This window comes from Microcoleus sp. K4-B3, from assembly GCF_036704615.1.
Lineage (GTDB): Bacteria > Cyanobacteriota > Cyanobacteriia > Cyanobacteriales > Microcoleaceae > Microcoleus.
The window spans coordinates 1-15,387 of sequence record NZ_JAUBSF010000070.1 but is presented as its reverse complement, the minus strand read 5'-3'; the positions used below and the strand labels follow the sequence as shown (position 1 = coordinate 15,387).

The 15,387-nt window shown below is 45.9% G+C and carries 15 protein-coding genes; 8 read left to right on the top strand and 7 right to left on the bottom strand.

The features are described from left to right. Positions 1 to 57: 57 nt before the first annotated feature. Both QUA78_RS23760 and QUA78_RS23755 read right to left on the bottom strand, forming a co-directional pair. Complete coding sequence (locus tag QUA78_RS23760; RefSeq protein WP_333303430.1) at positions 58 to 837, bottom strand: anti-sigma factor; 780 nt, start codon at positions 835 to 837, stop codon at positions 58 to 60. Positions 838 to 845: 8 nt separating this feature from the next. After that, a complete protein-coding gene (locus QUA78_RS23755) occupies positions 846 to 1,436 on the bottom strand; it encodes a sigma-70 family RNA polymerase sigma factor (protein ID WP_333303429.1) in 591 nt (196 codons plus the stop codon). A 274-nt stretch (positions 1,437 to 1,710) separates the two neighbouring features. On the opposite strand from QUA78_RS23755, the gene QUA78_RS23750 reads away from it, so the two are divergent. Further along, positions 1,711 to 1,941, top strand: coding sequence for a hypothetical protein (locus tag QUA78_RS23750; protein ID WP_333399054.1), 231 nt, complete (start codon positions 1,711 to 1,713; stop codon positions 1,939 to 1,941). A 144-nt stretch (positions 1,942 to 2,085) separates the two neighbouring features. On the opposite strand, the gene QUA78_RS23745 is transcribed toward QUA78_RS23750, so the two are convergent. Both QUA78_RS23745 and QUA78_RS23740 read right to left on the bottom strand, forming a co-directional pair. Beyond that, positions 2,086 to 2,778: a cytochrome c biogenesis CcdA family protein gene (locus QUA78_RS23745; RefSeq protein ID WP_333303427.1), complete on the bottom strand. Its 693-nt coding sequence runs from the start codon at positions 2,776 to 2,778 to the stop codon at positions 2,086 to 2,088. Between the two features lie 4 nt (positions 2,779 to 2,782). Further along, on the bottom strand, positions 2,783 to 3,415 hold the full coding sequence (locus QUA78_RS23740; RefSeq protein WP_333303426.1) for a thioredoxin family protein: 633 nt from the start codon (positions 3,413 to 3,415) through the stop codon (positions 2,783 to 2,785). Positions 3,416 to 3,697: 282 nt separating this feature from the next. Here QUA78_RS23740 and QUA78_RS23735 point away from each other — a divergent pair, with 282 nt between their 5' ends. From QUA78_RS23735 to QUA78_RS23720, 4 genes are all read left to right on the top strand, one after another. After that, positions 3,698 to 4,306, top strand: a complete 609-nt coding sequence (locus tag QUA78_RS23735) for a cytochrome b/b6 domain-containing protein (RefSeq protein ID WP_333303425.1) — start codon at positions 3,698 to 3,700, stop codon at positions 4,304 to 4,306. 10 nt (positions 4,307 to 4,316) lie between these two features. Continuing rightward, complete coding sequence (locus tag QUA78_RS23730; protein WP_333303424.1) at positions 4,317 to 5,033, top strand: molybdopterin-dependent oxidoreductase; 717 nt, start codon at positions 4,317 to 4,319, stop codon at positions 5,031 to 5,033. A 262-nt stretch (positions 5,034 to 5,295) separates the two neighbouring features. Further along, positions 5,296 to 5,703 carry a peptide-methionine (R)-S-oxide reductase MsrB gene (gene msrB, locus QUA78_RS23725; RefSeq protein ID WP_333303423.1) on the top strand — a complete coding sequence of 136 codons (408 nt, stop codon included), beginning with the start codon at positions 5,296 to 5,298 and terminating at the stop codon, positions 5,701 to 5,703. A gap of 145 nt (positions 5,704 to 5,848) precedes the next feature. Continuing rightward, complete coding sequence (locus QUA78_RS23720) at positions 5,849 to 7,165, top strand: Rid family detoxifying hydrolase (RefSeq protein WP_333303422.1); 1,317 nt, start codon at positions 5,849 to 5,851, stop codon at positions 7,163 to 7,165. A gap of 114 nt (positions 7,166 to 7,279) precedes the next feature. On the opposite strand, the gene QUA78_RS23715 is transcribed toward QUA78_RS23720, so the two are convergent. The 3 genes from QUA78_RS23715 to QUA78_RS23705 all read right to left on the bottom strand — a co-directional run bounded on the left by QUA78_RS23715 (position 7,280) and on the right by QUA78_RS23705 (position 10,450). Beyond that, on the bottom strand, positions 7,280 to 7,702 hold the full coding sequence (locus QUA78_RS23715) for a hypothetical protein (protein ID WP_333303421.1): 423 nt from the start codon (positions 7,700 to 7,702) through the stop codon (positions 7,280 to 7,282). A gap of 366 nt (positions 7,703 to 8,068) precedes the next feature. Then, on the bottom strand, positions 8,069 to 10,222 hold the full coding sequence (locus QUA78_RS23710; RefSeq protein WP_333184257.1) for a polyribonucleotide nucleotidyltransferase: 2,154 nt from the start codon (positions 10,220 to 10,222) through the stop codon (positions 8,069 to 8,071). Positions 10,223 to 10,273: 51 nt separating this feature from the next. Next, positions 10,274 to 10,450, bottom strand: a complete 177-nt coding sequence (locus QUA78_RS23705; RefSeq protein ID WP_333303420.1) for a hypothetical protein — start codon at positions 10,448 to 10,450, stop codon at positions 10,274 to 10,276. A 211-nt stretch (positions 10,451 to 10,661) separates the two neighbouring features. On the opposite strand from QUA78_RS23705, the gene QUA78_RS23700 reads away from it, so the two are divergent. From QUA78_RS23700 to QUA78_RS23690, 3 genes are all read left to right on the top strand, one after another. Next, complete coding sequence (locus tag QUA78_RS23700) at positions 10,662 to 14,045, top strand: DEAD/DEAH box helicase (RefSeq protein WP_333399053.1); 3,384 nt, start codon at positions 10,662 to 10,664, stop codon at positions 14,043 to 14,045. Between the two features lie 135 nt (positions 14,046 to 14,180). Continuing rightward, entirely contained in the window at positions 14,181 to 15,008 is an 828-nt protein-coding gene (locus QUA78_RS23695; RefSeq protein WP_333303418.1) for an SWIM zinc finger family protein, read from the top strand. A 42-nt stretch (positions 15,009 to 15,050) separates the two neighbouring features. Then, positions 15,051 to 15,263, top strand: coding sequence for a hypothetical protein (locus tag QUA78_RS23690; protein WP_172191424.1), 213 nt, complete (start codon positions 15,051 to 15,053; stop codon positions 15,261 to 15,263). Positions 15,264 to 15,387 lie beyond the last annotated feature (124 nt).

The following is a 15,387-nucleotide window of genomic DNA, read 5'->3' as shown; positions in this document are numbered from 1 at the left end:
AGGTAAGTAGCTCCACCTAAAAAAACGTAAGAATGAAATAATAGACCTTCAATTAGTTTATAGAGTCCCCGTCATTACCATAGGACCAGCAGGATTTTTAAGTAAGGGCGATGCTTCAACCGTGACAACTAATGGTGTTACTTCCGCATTAGCAGGCAGAGAAAGTTTGACAAAAACTGTTCCTGCTTCATTAGTATTAAACGGCTCCCAAGCGATTTTTTCATTATTATTAACCGACCATAACTGATAAAATTGACCCTGTGGTAAAACCGGAAGGTTCCTTAAGATTAAAACAGCTTTGGGTTCACCCGGTGTGATCACAATATTTCCAGAAGCAGCAGATGCGTCAGCCATCCCTTTGAGGGAAACTAGACGAGTATTAGGCTGTTGCAGCATTGCAATCACATCTTTTTGTCGCACTACCTGAGCTTCAAGCGTTGTTATTTGTTGCCTGATGCGGTAGTTATCCACACCAAGGGCCAACGCCAATAGTGCCGCTATGCTACCAAGAACGCGACTCCATTGTAGAGGTGAATGCTTCTGTTTTTCCTGGGGTAATGAGTTAGGAGATCCAGAAACATGAGGATTTGGTACTGCAACGCTAGCCGCCTCGGCAGCTTCCAAAATGGCGGAATAAAGGTTTGGTGGCGGTGCGATATCAGGTAGGGCGTAGGGCATAACTTCCAGGACTTCCTGCAGGCGACGCACCTCTGTAGCTAGTTCAGGATTTTCTTTCATCACTTGCCTTAATTCCTCAGCTTCTGAGGAGCTGAGGTTGCCAAGTACATAACCTGCCATCAATTCTTCTGAGCGTTCAGGGAATAAAGGCTCTGTCATAGGTGCAACTAGCCAATTAAATTTTGTAAATTTTTTCTTAAGTTCAATAAACCTTGCCGAGACCAAGTTTTAATTGTTCCCAGCGGTATACTAAGTTTAGCTGCGATTTCTGATTGACTCAAACCGTCATAGTAAGCCATCTCTAAAACCTGTCGCTGTTTTTCGGGAAGTTGAGTTAAGGCATCGCGAACGCAGTGCGATCGGTCACTTAAAGAAGCTGACTCGAAAGGCGTGAGAGGGGGAATTTCAGTAGTCATCATCTGACTCCATCGCTGGAGAAATTTTAAGTTAGTGCTGCGAGAACGAAGTTTATCAATTGCGCGCGATCGAGTCATAGTTGTCAAAAAGCTGCTCATAGAGCCGCGATTCGGATTGTATGCGCCCCTATTCCAGAGATTGAGAAAAATCTCTTGGGTTAAGTCTTCTGCCTCTTGAGGATTGCTGAGAATTCTCAGCGCCAATCTGTAGACTAAGCTGCCATAGCGGTTATAGAGAATGCCCAAAGCAGAGGGTTGACCAACACTCATCAACCGAAATAACTCAGCGTCAGTCTGTTTGTCAGGGTTGTCCGCGCTTGTTTCGGCAGAGTTCAAATCCATAGGTGTTTTGTACAACAGACCTCAACCGATAATTTTAAGTTGATTCTGGTTATTGCAGCAAGCGCGTCTCCCAAAATAATCTGGCCCCATCTTCTTAAATACGGCCCGCAGAGCTGATTGGATGTATACAAGCTGAGTACCTTGACCTCGCTCACAACCAATTTAGGATATTCGCAATCCAATCAAAGGAGTAATCCGTACTATAAGAGGAACCACGGCTAGCTATTACCTGCTGACTGCTTAAATCAAAATTCCTCAGATTTGGAAGAAAAATATGAACCGGAAAGTGCTTTATTTGATTGTTGGTCTGACTCTAACGGCTAGTCTATATGCCTGCTCTTCTACTCCTAGCGCTTCCCCTGATGCGATGAAGAATCCTGATGCGATGAAGAATCCCGATGCGATGAAGAATCCCGATGCGATGAAGAATCCTGATGCGATGAAGAATCCTGATGCGATGAAGAATCCTGATGCGATGAAGAATCCTGATGCGATGAAAAAATAGCCTCCACCAAAGACATCACCGACTTTTACTTTCAACCGCCATTCATCTCCCGCCATAACTGTACCCAATTTGGCGGCGAGATGAATCGCGGACTGTATCTCAACAATAATTAATAGTTTATTCCGATCGCACTTCACAGTCACTTCACAGTGGCAGAGTTGGAAAAAACGGAGCTAACCAAAGCTGTATCTTGACATCCCACCCCAAAAGAATGGCGATCGCACTTCCCACAACAATTACGCCGCCGATTCTTTGTAAGGCTGCACTGTGGGGGCGCAAACGTAATAAGTGCTGGCTGAAATAGCGTCCTCCATAGGCGATCGCCAGTAGCGGCAACCCGGCTCCCAAACCGTACAAAATTAGTAAAACAAACGCAGTTACAGGCTGAGGATTGACAACAGCTATGACCAGAATACTGCCAAGAACAGGCCCCGCACAAGGTGTCCAAAGCAAGCCGAGTTGGGTTCCCAGCCAAAATTCGCCAACCAACCCTACTCGTGCGGGTGCTTTGGGCCAACTTTCAAAGTGTAAGTATTTAAAGAGCAGTTGGTAAATCTGCGGAAAAATGGCACTTATCCCAGCAATCAAAAGAAAGGCAAGTGCTCCTGTTCGGAGGATGCTAGAACAACTGACAAACCACCCTGATGTCACTCCCAACAAGCTCCCAATTGCAGCAAAACCAGCGATCAATCCTGATACCAAAGCAATTGGGCCATAGGGATGAGATTGAAGGCTTCTTCCTAATAATATCGGTAGGATTGGTAAGACGCAGGGCGAGAGAATTGTTAAAAGTCCTGCTAGTAAAGCCACACCAGCCGAAGTGAGTGAATTCGCCATTTGACTACCCTAATAATTGGCGAATAGTCTGTTCGGTTTCCTGATAAGCTCCTTCCCCAATATGGTCGTAGCGCCAGATGCCTTGGCGATCGGCTAAAAATAAATGAGGCCAGTATTCATTCTGGTAGGCAGCCCAAGTTTTAAATTCGTTATCCAGCGGCACTGGATAGGTAATTTGGTGTTCCTTCAAAGCTTTTTTGACGTTGTTTGCATCCCGCTCAAAGGGAAATTCTGGGGTGTGTATGCCCACAATCTTCAATCCGCGATCGGCATATTGCTGGTTCCAGCGGACGATGTAGGGCAGAGTGCGCTGACAGTTAATGCAGGCAAATGTCCAAAATTGTACCAACACCACTTTGCCTTTAAGGTCAGCTATTTTCAGCGGCGCAGAATTTAGCCACTGGCTGATGCCTTGAAACTCTGGTAAAGACTTTCCAGTTGGTGAGGCAGCAACGTTCTCGACTGTGGGTAAATTAGGAATTTTAGCAGGATCGGGTATGGGGATATTGTCAGAGCTAGAAGTTGCGATATCAGTTGGGATAATATCTTTCTTAAGGCCACAACTGAGAGCAGTCCCACCAACTCCCAGCCCTAAATACCAAAGTAATTGGCGTCGCCCCAGCCAGCGATTGTTCATAAAGTAATTTCCTTCCTTATTTACTTTATATACGGAGATGACTGGAAATTGGATGTTTTATGCAAATAGGAAAAATTTTAAATCCAAAATAGAGTTAGCCTCGTATTAAGTTAGAGACTACTAAAAACCCAGTCTATTTGTATCCCACTTTACAAGTAATTTTTATGCACGGTAGCAGAAAAAATTAACTGACCTGGGTTAGTTGCTACCTACAAGGGCAGAGTAATTATTTTCTCTGAGTTCTTTATTTATTTAAAGCAGTTGCTGTCACCCTTACGCACTATGGATTCATCTGCTCCTTCTAAAAAATCTCGGTCTAAATTTTTACCGACTCAGGCAACTGGGGCGAAGTTATTTCACTGGTTAAATCTCATTAGTCTAGTTCTGATGATTGGCAGTGGATTGCAAATTTACAACTCGAATCCGGTTTTTGGTGGGCGGGGAGGATGGCAGTTCCCACCCATATTTTTGCTAGGCGGTTGGCTGGCTGGTGGCAGGCATTGGCATTTCGCGGCCATGTGGTTATTCGCACTCAATCTATTTTGGTACGGTCTCTATATTTTGATCACCCGCCGCTGGCAGCATCGTTTTCTCGGCTATAATGACCTGAAAGCTTTGCAGAATTCTCAGAACCAGAAGCGCAAAAATTATTCATGGCACCGCCTAGCTTACACAGCAATTATTCCGGTTTTGCTGCTAGCTTTACTTAGCGGAATGGGAATGTATAAACCTGCTCAATTCCACTGGATTGTTGATTTATTTGGCAGTTGGCAGGCGCTGAGAGTCGTTCACTTTATATCGGTTCCTACCGTCATCATCTTTGCACTAATTCACTCTTTGCTGGGCCTCAAGGTAGGGGGTTCGCGCCTGATTAAGTCAATTTTTTGGTAGAGGTTTTCTAATGTTTCCAGATTCTCCTCGTTTATGGCAGCGCCGCCAATTTCTCCAATTATCTGGACTTTCTAGCATCGGTTTACTTTTAGGCGGTTGTGGGTTGATGACCTTTGATGAGGTGGTGGGTAAGACTTTTGAACCTCTCAACCAAAGTGTTGAAGCTTTGTTGTTGAATCCTCAAAAACTCGTACCGGAATTTCCTGCAAGTGCGATCGAGCCGAATGCCTTAATTATCAATACCTTTGATTATACTCCAGATATTGATGTAAAAGCTTTCCGTCTGATAATTGATGGTGAGGTAAATCGTCCTCTTAACCTCAGTCTAGAACAACTTCAGATTATGCCTTTGAGTGTAATGACAATTCGCCATGTTTGTGTGGAGGGTTGGGCTGCTATCGTGCAGTGGGGCGGAGTGCGGCTGCGGGATTTGGTAGCACTTGCGCAACCAAAGGCAAATGCTCGCTACATTTACTTTAAGTCTGCTGATGGCTACTACGAGAGTTGGGATATGCCTTCAGCGTTGCACCCTCAGACTTTGATGGTTTATCAGAAAAATGGTAATCCTCTGAGTGTTGAGAATGGTGCGCCTTTACGCCTAGCATCTCCAATTAAGCTAGGTTACAAACAGAGTAAGTGGGTAACTCGAATTACATTGGTTTCTGAATTGCTGCCTGAAAAAGGTTACTGGGAGGATCAAGGTTATGAGTGGTTTGGAGGGCTATAATAATGTGTTTGAGAAGCCTGAATTCCGCAGTCTTCTTGAGTTTTTGTAGGGACACGGCAGTGCCGTGTCCCTACAGCACTCGCTCTTCTAGCCTGGTGTACTTCATAAACCTGGAATCTGCTGTATATGTAGCGATAGTTTTCACAATTGGTATTAATTAGCAAGTGGATGTATCATGAAGAAACGATTTTTTTTACAAGCTGGTGCAGCAACAGTAAGCATCGCATGGTTATCGCGCTATTTACCTGGGAGGTCAAAAGTTATGGCAGCTTCCAAGGATGTTTTTGAAACAACTAAAACTGAGGAAGAGTGGCGAAAAATTTTGACACCGGCACAGTTTGAGGTGTTGCGAAAACACGGCACTGAACGCGCTCACACTAGCGCTCTAGATAAGCAATACGGGAAGGGAATCTATGCGTGTGCTGGGTGCAATTTGCCACTTTTTTCATCGCAAACCAAATTTAATAGCGGTACCGGCTGGCCCAGTTTTTATGACCCGATAAAAGGGGCGATCGCCACATCGGTAGATAATTCGCTGTTTGCGACTAGAATTGAAGTGCATTGCCGTCGTTGCGGGGGGCATTTGGGTCACGTATTTGATGACGGCCCTGCACCTACTGGCAAACGCTACTGCATGAACGGTGTTGCTATGAAATTTATTGCTGGCTGACATTCTTTGACGGGTACTCCTGTGGTAAAGAATCCGATAATTATGGACGCCCCAGACAATTCTCTACTGCCAAACCGCAGGTGCACGTTGATTCGCGCGGATGGTATAGTGATTTGTGGGATGTGAAAGCGATCGAGGTTAATGTATGAAAGCTGAAGAACTTTTAGAAAGATACGCCAAAGGCGAACGAAAATTTCATTCAGCAGACCTTAGAGAAGAAAACCTCAAAGGTGCTGACTTGAGTGGAATAGACCTATCGCATTCCAATCTCTCCGGTGCAGACTTGAGTGAGGCAACTCTAACTCGGGCAAATTTTAATAGTGCCAATCTCATTAAAGCATCCCTGACAAATGCTAAATTGAGCAGTTTAGTAGGGGCTTCTTCAGCCAATTTGAGTTGGGCAGACCTGAGTGGCGCAGATTTGAGTGGGGCCAACTTTAGTAGTGCTACTTTAAATTTTGCTGACTTACAGCGGGCAAATCTGACAGGAGCAAACTTTAATAACGCTAAATTAGTTCGTACCAATTTAGACGAAGCAAATTTGAGTGGTACAAGTTTAGATAGTGCTGACATACGTGTAGCTTCTTTGTATAAAGCGAACCTAAGTAAAGCGAATCTGAATAAGGCTGATTTGACTGAGGCATACTTGCTGGAAGCTGACTTGACTCTGGCAAATTTGAGTGAGGCAATATTGACTGAGGCAAAACTTCAAAAAGCTAAATTCCAGAAAGCTAATTTGCGCCAAGTTAATCTGTCAGCAATGAATTTAACTAATGCGAATCTAGAACAAGCAAAACTTGACAGTGCCGATCTAAAATATGCTTGTCTTCGAGGTGCCAATTTAGAAAGAGCAGATCTGCGATTTTCTAATTTGATCGGAGCTAATCTGATAGAAGCAAACTTAAAAAGGGCCGACCTTACTCGGTGTAACTGTTATGGTTGGAATATCAAAAATGCCGACTTAACTGATGCAATAATGCCAGATGGAGAAATCTACCAATCAGAAATCTCAGAACCAGAAATCCACTACAAACCGGAAACCTCTCAACAAGAGTCTCAAAAAGTGACATCTATGACGCGCAAAATTATTCGTACTGACAAAGCACCCGCACCCGTGGGCCCTTACAATCAAGCCATTGCCGCTACGGGCACTATGCTGTTTGTAGCCGGTCAAATTGCGATCGACATTAGACTAAACGATATCGTCTACACCGACGACGTGGCAAAACAAACCGAACAAGTTATGGCAAATCTCGAAGCCATTCTCACAGAAGCCGGGGCTACTTGGTTGGATGTGGTGAAAACTACGGTTTTTCTGAAAGATATGAATGATTTTGCCGCTGTGAATGCGGTTTATGGGAAATATTTTGATGCGGAAACTGCACCGGCGCGCGCTTGTGTTGAGGTTTCGCGTTTGCCGAAAGATGTGTTAGTTGAAATTGACTGTATTGCTGTGATTTGATTTAAGATCAATTCCGGTGGCACTGGAATCATAGGTAATTTCGGACACGGCAATGCCGTTTCCCTACCCCAAAACGATCGATATTCGTCTATGAAAGAGGTAATCATCCCCCGATTAATTGTAGGGAAACGGCACTGCCGTGTCCTGACTGTGGCTAATATCTTCCTCAATGAAAGATGTAACTTGAATCTTCGGCAATTCTTTCCATTCGGGCTCAATGGGTGAGTAGCAACAGTAGCATACCGCTAAACTGTCGTATTCAGCATTCGGAATTTCAGGTCTGTACTCCTCTACGCGCGAAACCTCCCAATCTCCCCAGCGAACGTGAGTGCTCGCAGCAGTGGATTTAGGATCTGCACTCTCCTTAAGTTGGCCAAAGTTTCGCAGGCGATCGCCCGTTTTAGGCAGAGGTTTGTCTGAGTAGTCGTAATGTTCTGCTAGGATACTCGTGAGAGCACCTGTATGGGAAAGCGATCTATCCTCCCATCCAGGGGAAGAAAGCGATTCTGTTTTGAAAACGATCAACCGTTTTGGCATTGATTTATGCCTCCCTCTAAGCATACTTTATATTTTATTCAGTCCGCGCAGGCGGACTTCGTTTGTGTAGTTGCGGTTTCAACCGCCGAATGATAAAAGAAATAACTTTATATTTGATTGAGTCCGCTAGGAGTGAACTTAATTTATGTAGTTGCGGTTTCAACCGCCGAGGGTAAAGTGCGCGACTTTATTAACTTCTACAGCCGATCGCACTCTTGTCGATCTGTCGCTGTCGCGCACCTACTCTCAAATCAATCTGAAACAATCAGATTTAATCTCAACTAGCAATTAGCAATTACTAATCACCAGTTACCAATTAGCAATTAGCAATTACTCTACAAGTAATTACCAATTACCAACCGTAAACTATTTATTCAGCGCTTCGCGGGCGGCTACCGCTTCGTCGGGATGAATATTCAAGCGGGTCAAATTAATTCGACCTTTATTGTCAATTTCTCGCACTTTGACAATCACTTCATCGTTCACAGCTAACTCATCTTCCACTTTGCCAACGCGGTAGTCCGCTAACTGGGAAATGTGAATCATTCCTTCTTTTCCGGGCAAAATTTCCACAAAAGCGCCGATCGGAATAATTCGAGTTACGCGGCCGACATACACGTCTCCTGCATTCAACTTGCGCGTCATGCCTTGGACAATGTTGTAAGCCCGCTGAGCTTTTTCGCTGTCGTTGCCAGCAATTGTCACGGTTCCGTCGTCTTCGATGTCAATTTTGACACCGGTTTCTTCGGTGATGGCTTTGATCGTTTTGCCACCAGGCCCAATTACCAAACCGATAAATTCCGGATCGATTTTCAGGGTTAGCAAACGCGGTGCAAATGGCGACATTTCCTTGCGGGGAGTGTCGATCGTTGCCAGCATTCTTTCTAAAATGTGCAGTCTGGCCGGTTTGGCTTGGCGGATGGCGGTGGCAATCACATCTAAGGGCAAACCTTTGATTTTCATGTCCATCTGCAAAGCGGTAATCCCGGTGTCGGTACCGGCTACTTTGAAGTCCATGTCGCCTAAAAAGTCTTCAATTGCCTGAATGTCAGTCAAAATTCGGACTTCATCGCCTTCTTTAATTAAGCCCATTGCCGCGCCGCTGACGGGTTGGGAAAGGGGAACGCCTGCATCCATTAATGCTAGCGTTGAGGCGCAAACTGAACCCATTGAGGTCGAACCGTCGGAAGAAAGGATTTCTGAAACTACGCGAATCACGTAGGGGAAATCTTCTTTGGATGGCAAAACGGGCAGCAAAGCGCGTTCTGCGAGGGCTCCGTGACCGATTTCTCGGCGTCCGGGCGATCGCATCGGCTTTGTTTCTCCCACGGAAAACGGCGGGAAATTGTAGTGATGCAAGTAGCGTTTGTCTTGCTGCGGGTGCAAGTCGTCTCCTAAGTCTTGGGCGTCGCCCGGGGTTCCCAGGGTAGCTGCGGACAAGACTTGGGTCAACCCCCGATTGAACAGCGCACAGCCGTGTACTCGCGACGGCAGCACGCCTACGCGACAAGAAACGGGTCGCACCTCGTCTAGCTTGCGGCCGTCTACGCGGACGCCATCTTCGAGGATTTGCTTCCGCATCATTTTTTTGGTAACGTCTTTGAAAACGTTGCCGATCGCCTTGCTGTTGGCGGTGGCCGCTAGTTTTACCGGATCGTCTTCCGAGAGTTCGGCGATCGCAGATTCGACTTCATTTGCCTTAACTTCGTCCAAAGCTGCATTCCGTATTGTTTTGTCTTTTTCAAATCTTGACAAAATGATGCGGATGGGTTCTTGGGCGCGATCGCGAATAAAGTTTTCCAGGGCCGAGTCTAGGGATGGCCGTTCCTCTACCACCAAATCGATGCCCAATTCCGCCATAATTTCGCGCTGGGCTTGAATCAAGTCACAGGCTGCTTCATAGCCGAAGTCGATCGCCTCGATGATATCCTGTTCCGGCAATTGGTTAGCGCTGGCTTCCACCATGATTACTCCATCTGGAGAACCGGCTACCACGAGATCCAACTCGCCTTCTTTGATTTCGCTGTAGGTGGGGTTGATGATGAAATCGTCCCCTACCAAACCGACTCGCACTGCCGCCATCGGCCCGTAAAACGGCATTTTCGCCAGCAGTATCGCCACCGAAGCCCCCGTCACCGCCAAAACGTCCGGCGGCACTTGTTCGTCCATCGAAACCGTTGTGGCTACAACTTGGATGTCATCTCGCAGCCAGCTTGGAAATAGCGGGCGCAGCGGTCGATCGATCAAACGGCCTGTCAAAGTCACTTTTTCCGGGGGACGCCCTTCCCTGCGCAAAAATCCACCGGGAATTTTACCGCCAGCGTAGAGTCTCTCTTCGTAATCCACCAACAGGGGCAGGAAATCAATTCCTTCTCTCCCCTGCGATCGAGTCGCTGTCACTAAAACCGCCGTGTCACCCGACTGAATCAAAACTGCACCGCCTGCTTGAGGCGCTAGTAAACCAATCTTCAGTCTAATATCCCGTCCATCGAAGGATATTGACTTGTCTATCTCTACCATGTAGCACTGCTTCCTTATCTACCACATTCTTTCTCTGTCGGGATCGTAACATTACCACAGGAGGTTTGAGAGTCCGACGCCAAAAGACAGGGATAATCGCCTGGCGATCGACTGTCTGCGTCTCGACTGTAAGCATTTATACTCGAAATTATTTTTTGCTGTCTGGGGTCGATTCTCCGGTCGATCGCCCGCTAAACGCCTTCCATAGATGGTACGATGAATTTTCATTTGCGAATTGGGACGTTGAAGGAAGAAGAATTTAGTTATCTAGGACACGGAATAAGCGGTCAGGTGCGAACGGATCACCTAAATATACAGGTTCTACCTACTTCCTGTGTGGCTCAAAATATCCTCGGTTTGTTTTAAATAAAATTTTCATAAATCCCATATAAATGCTGTAGTCAACCTCCAAATTTAAAAAAATATCAGGATTAAAAATATGGCAATTTTACACGGTAGTTGGCTCTTAGAAAATGAAAAAAGCTGCTTATTTATTTGGGGAGAAACTTGGCGAAAACTTGGAGCAATTGACACCATAGAATCGGGGATAAATCTACCGCATCCCTTAGCAATGACCGAATCTGAATTTAAGACTTTCCTGAATTCCTTGCAGCAGTCGGGAAAACTCAACTGGCAATTACCGGAAACCGCAGAAACTCCACCGGAAAAAAGCAAAAAAACTAGGCGGTCGCCCAAAACTCCCAACGAAGAAATTAGCGCACCCAACTGCTCAATTAAAAGCGAAATTCGGGCGATCGCACTTCCCACACAAATCTCAGAATCGAACACAAATCTGATGCCGCAGCACTCAGCATCAGCACTTGAGGAACCCGCTAAAACCGAGGAAATTTACCTTTATCCCTGGCAAGTCGAGGGTTTTTGTCTCAACCCTCAAGCAGCTTTTCTTTTCTTGCAATCACTACCGCTTAACAGCACGGAACCAGACTCTTTTGTCGGCTCAGATTTGCGTTTTTGGTCTCATATTGCTAGGTGGAGTTTGGATTTGTTGGCAAGATGCAAGTTTTTGCCGGGATTGGAGAAACAGTCGGACGGTTCTGCTATTGCCAAATGGCAACCTCTGTTAGATAGTTCTACAGATACACTCCGCCTCGCCACTTTTGTCAAGCAAATGCCGACGGCTTGCAGAACATATCAATCGAAGGAAGAAGGAAGTTCGGCAACGAGCACTGTACGGGATGTAACGGATGTAACGGATGTCAGGAAGAAGGAAGAAGGAAGAGGGGAAAAAAAAGAAGGAAGAAGGAAGAAGGAAGAAGGAAGAGGGGAAAAGGAAGCAGAATCCAGTCAATTGCCTTTAGCGGTGGATTTGCCGGCGGGGGCTGAGGAATTAGTGTTAGGCTTTTTGAGTAGTATTGTAGATAGTCAAGTGCGATCGGCTGGTAGCTCTACTTTAGACATCAAAGCAGTTTCTCCTGTTCGCGACTGGCTGCAAGCTTTGCAGCAGGAATCTGGGAGAGTTCAAGTAGAAACAGCAGCATTAGAAAACTTGGCAACCAAGCTGAGTGCTTGGACTGCACCGCTGCAAAACCAACTATCTCAACAAAGTCAATTTCGCACTTGTTTTCAACTGATACCACCAGCGCCCGGTAAAGCCAACTGGAATTTAAATTATTGCTTGCAAGCAGCACATGAAACGGAATTTTTGATAGATGCGACAACTATTTGGAATAACTCTGTCGAGCGTTTGGCTTATGCGGGGCGGACAATAGAATTGCCTCAAGAAACTTTGCTCAGCGGCTTGGGTTTAGCCTCGAAACTTTATCCGTTAATTGAACCGAGTTTGCAAGCACAGCGGCCTCAATCTTGCCAATTAAATCCGCTGCAAGCTTACGAGTTTATTAAGTCTGTAGCTTGGCGGTTTGCTGATAGCGGGTTGGGCGTAGTTTTGCCGCCGAGTTTGACAAAGACGGATGGTTGGGCGAGTCGTTTGGGTTTGAGCATTCAAGCGGAAACTCCCAAAGTGAATCCGGCGAAAGGTGGGCTGGGATTGCAAAGTCTGCTCAATTTTAAGTGGGAATTGACGATCGGCGGACAGCGCATTTCTAAGGCAGAGTTTGACAGATTGATCGCGTTGAATTCGCCTTTGGTGGAAATTAACGGCGAGTGGGTGGAGTTGCGCGCGCCGGATGTGAAAGCGGCTCAAACTTTTTTTGCCAGCCGCAAAGAGCAAATGACTCTTTCTTTGGAGGATGCTTTGCGTTTGGCGTCGGGCGATTCTCAGACGATCGAGAAATTGCCTGTGGTGAATTTTGAGGCCACGGGTCAACTTCAGGAGTTGTTGAATACTTTGAGCGATAATCAAGCGGTAAGTGCGATCGCAACTCCGGCTAGTTTCCGAGGACAATTGCGGCCTTATCAAGCGCTAGGAGCCGGCTGGTTAGCATTCTTAGAACGCTGGGGTTTGGGCGCTTGTCTCGCGGACGATATGGGATTGGGGAAGACGATCGAGCTAATTGCCTTCCTCGTGCACTTACAGGAACAAGATTCTCTAGAAGCGCCAACATTACTGGTTTGTCCGACATCGGTATTGGGCAATTGGGAGCGCGAAGTCAAGAAATTTGGCCCGACGCTGAAAGTGTTAGTTCACCACGGAGACAAACGCGCTAAAGGCAAAGCATTTGCGGCTGAAATTAAGGGAAAGGATTTAATAATTACCAGTTACGCCCTGGTGTTTCGCGATGCGAAGGAATTTCAAGGCATTAAGTGGCAAGGATTGGTTTTAGATGAAGCGCAAAATATTAAAAATTCCGAGGCGAAGCAGTCGCAAGCGGTGCGGCAAATCGAGGCATCTTTTAAAATTGCGCTGACGGGAACTCCGGTGGAAAATAGACTGCAAGAATTGTGGTCAATTTTGGAGTTTCTCAATCCTGGCTATTTGGGGCCGCGCAATTTCTTTCAGCGCCGATTTGCAATTCCGATCGAGAAATACGGCGATCGAGAATCTTTGCAGACTTTGCGATCGCTCGTTCGGCCTTTCATCCTCCGCCGCCTGAAAACTGACAAAGAAATCATCCAAGATTTGCCCGAAAAACAGGAGATGACTGTATTTTGTGGGCTGGCAGCTCAACAGGCGGTATTATATCAGAAAATAGTCGAAGAGTCAATAGCTGAATTAGACTCAGCCGAAGGTATTCAGCGCCGGGGAATGATTCTGGCTTTGCTGGTAAAACTCAAGCAACTTTGCAACCATCCGGCTCTTGTGAAAGCAGAAGCTAAGCCGAAAGAATTGGAGATTAAAAGTCAGGAATCGGGGAAATTGCAGCGGTTGGTGGAAATGTTAGAAGAGGTGCTCGCTGAGGGCGATCGGGCTTTAATTTTTACTCAATTTGCCGAATGGGGAAAACTCTTGAAACCGCATCTAGAACAGCATTTAGGGCGAGAAGTTTTGTTTCTATACGGCGGAGTTCGGCAACAGCAGCGGGAAGAAATGATCGATCGCTTCCAGCACGACCCCCAAGGCCCGCCGATTATGATATTATCCTTAAAAGCGGGCGGCACAGGTTTGAACTTAACCAGAGCAACCCACGTTTTCCACTATGACAGATGGTGGAATCCCGCAGTAGAAAATCAGGCAACTGACCGCGTATTTCGCATCGGTCAAACCCGCAATGTGCAAGTCCACAAATTTGTCTGCACGGGCACGTTAGAGGAGAAAATACACGATATGATTGAAAGCAAAAAAGCTCTAGCCGAACAAGTTGTCAGTGCCGGCGAAAACTGGCTTACCGAACTCGATACAGACCAACTTCGGAATTTACTAATTCTCGATCGCAATGCTATCATAGAAACAGAAGAAGAATAATATGATTAATTACCAATTCCCAACAGCACGACACGGATGTCACGGAGACACGGATAGCTGTTTTTTCCTTTCTGACTCCAGCATCCCAATTACCAATGCCCAATGCCCGATGCCCAATTCCCAATTCCCAAATAAATGATTGACAGAGAATGGTGGACACAACAGTGGTTAGATTTAATCAATACCTACCGCTTCAAAAAGCGCTTAGAACGTGGCTGGCAATACGCGCGCGAAGGTAAAGTTCTCAGCATTAAATTTCCCAATCAAGAAGTAATCGCCGTAGTTCAAGGAACAGATCCCAAACCCTATCAAGTTTCTTTAGGACTCGACACATTGAGCGATGAAGATTGGGATTACGTGATTGAAAATATGTCGCAAAGAGCAGTTTTTTCAGCTAAATTACTAGCAGGAGAAATGCCGCACAATATTGAAGATGTATTTGCCGCAGCAGGCAAAACGCTATTTCCGTTAAGCTTGTCAGATATTCGATCGCGCTGTAGCTGTCCTGACCCCAAAAACCCTTGCAAACACATCAGTGCAGTATACTACTTATTGGGCGATCGCTTCAGTGAAGACCCCTTCGTACTCTTTCAATTGCGAGGCCGAACAAAAGAGCAAATCTTGACAGCACTCCGTCAAAGACGAGGTACGCAAGGGGATGAAAATTCTCAACTCAACTCCGGGGAAAATTCCCCCGCTGCGAATTCTAAATTGCCGAAGGTCGATCGCTTTTGGGAATACAACCAGCAGCTAGAATCATCTCTAGTAGTAATTGTACCCCCACCGAGCAGCGAAACAGTATTAGATATCTTAGGCCCGATTCCCATCGCAACCGACGGAAAAGGAACCGCTAGCAAATCATCGCCCGCATCTGAGGCGCTAAAGCAGCATTTTGCCAAAATTTATCAAGCAGTTAGCCAGCAAGCAGTTTTAGCAGCACTAAAACGGGGCGAAGGAGATTAACTTTTTTTGTAGGGCTGTAGCCCTTGGGGCTACAATTTCTAATTGCGTTTAGCAGTAGAAGGCGGGTTTGTGAAGCGCAACCAAGTTGCCAAAGTGGCTACGGCGAAGATTGAAGCAAAGCTAAAAGTTAAGAAAGTCTCAAATGCTGACATAAGGCTGTTCCAATTTGGTGAACGAAGGAATCTTGCTATTTATTTTTATATCAGCATCGATCGAGCTTTTCAACCGATCGCGCACAAAGTTTTTAATGCTTAAAGCTTTGTAACATTCCATAAAACAACATTACAATCATTTCATATTATCTGGAGTTTAGACTAAAAAATGGTCACAGCTAAAAGTAGCTGCCTTTTAACAGAAGGCAAGCTGTTGCTCAAAAACT

What these genes read in the sequence shown, in the direction of transcription:
- QUA78_RS23760 (WP_333303430.1), bottom strand. Translation starts at nt 837, where the DNA reads ATGACAGAGCCTTTATTCCCTGAACGCTCAGAAGAATTGATGGCAGGT.
- QUA78_RS23755 (WP_333303429.1), bottom strand. Translation starts at nt 1,436, where the DNA reads ATGGATTTGAACTCTGCCGAAACAAGCGCGGACAACCCTGACAAACAG.
- QUA78_RS23750 (WP_333399054.1), top strand. Translation starts at nt 1,711, where the DNA reads ATGAACCGGAAAGTGCTTTATTTGATTGTTGGTCTGACTCTAACGGCT.
- QUA78_RS23745 (WP_333303427.1), bottom strand. Translation starts at nt 2,778, where the DNA reads ATGGCGAATTCACTCACTTCGGCTGGTGTGGCTTTACTAGCAGGACTT.
- QUA78_RS23740 (WP_333303426.1), bottom strand. Translation starts at nt 3,415, where the DNA reads ATGAACAATCGCTGGCTGGGGCGACGCCAATTACTTTGGTATTTAGGG.
- QUA78_RS23735 (WP_333303425.1), top strand. Translation starts at nt 3,698, where the DNA reads ATGGATTCATCTGCTCCTTCTAAAAAATCTCGGTCTAAATTTTTACCG.
- QUA78_RS23730 (WP_333303424.1), top strand. Translation starts at nt 4,317, where the DNA reads ATGTTTCCAGATTCTCCTCGTTTATGGCAGCGCCGCCAATTTCTCCAA.
- msrB (WP_333303423.1), top strand. Translation starts at nt 5,296, where the DNA reads ATGGCAGCTTCCAAGGATGTTTTTGAAACAACTAAAACTGAGGAAGAG.
- QUA78_RS23720 (WP_333303422.1), top strand. Translation starts at nt 5,849, where the DNA reads ATGAAAGCTGAAGAACTTTTAGAAAGATACGCCAAAGGCGAACGAAAA.
- QUA78_RS23715 (WP_333303421.1), bottom strand. Translation starts at nt 7,702, where the DNA reads ATGCCAAAACGGTTGATCGTTTTCAAAACAGAATCGCTTTCTTCCCCT.
- QUA78_RS23710 (WP_333184257.1), bottom strand. Translation starts at nt 10,222, where the DNA reads ATGGTAGAGATAGACAAGTCAATATCCTTCGATGGACGGGATATTAGA.
- QUA78_RS23705 (WP_333303420.1), bottom strand. Translation starts at nt 10,450, where the DNA reads ATGAAAATTCATCGTACCATCTATGGAAGGCGTTTAGCGGGCGATCGA.
- QUA78_RS23700 (WP_333399053.1), top strand. Translation starts at nt 10,662, where the DNA reads ATGGCAATTTTACACGGTAGTTGGCTCTTAGAAAATGAAAAAAGCTGC.
- QUA78_RS23695 (WP_333303418.1), top strand. Translation starts at nt 14,181, where the DNA reads ATGATTGACAGAGAATGGTGGACACAACAGTGGTTAGATTTAATCAAT.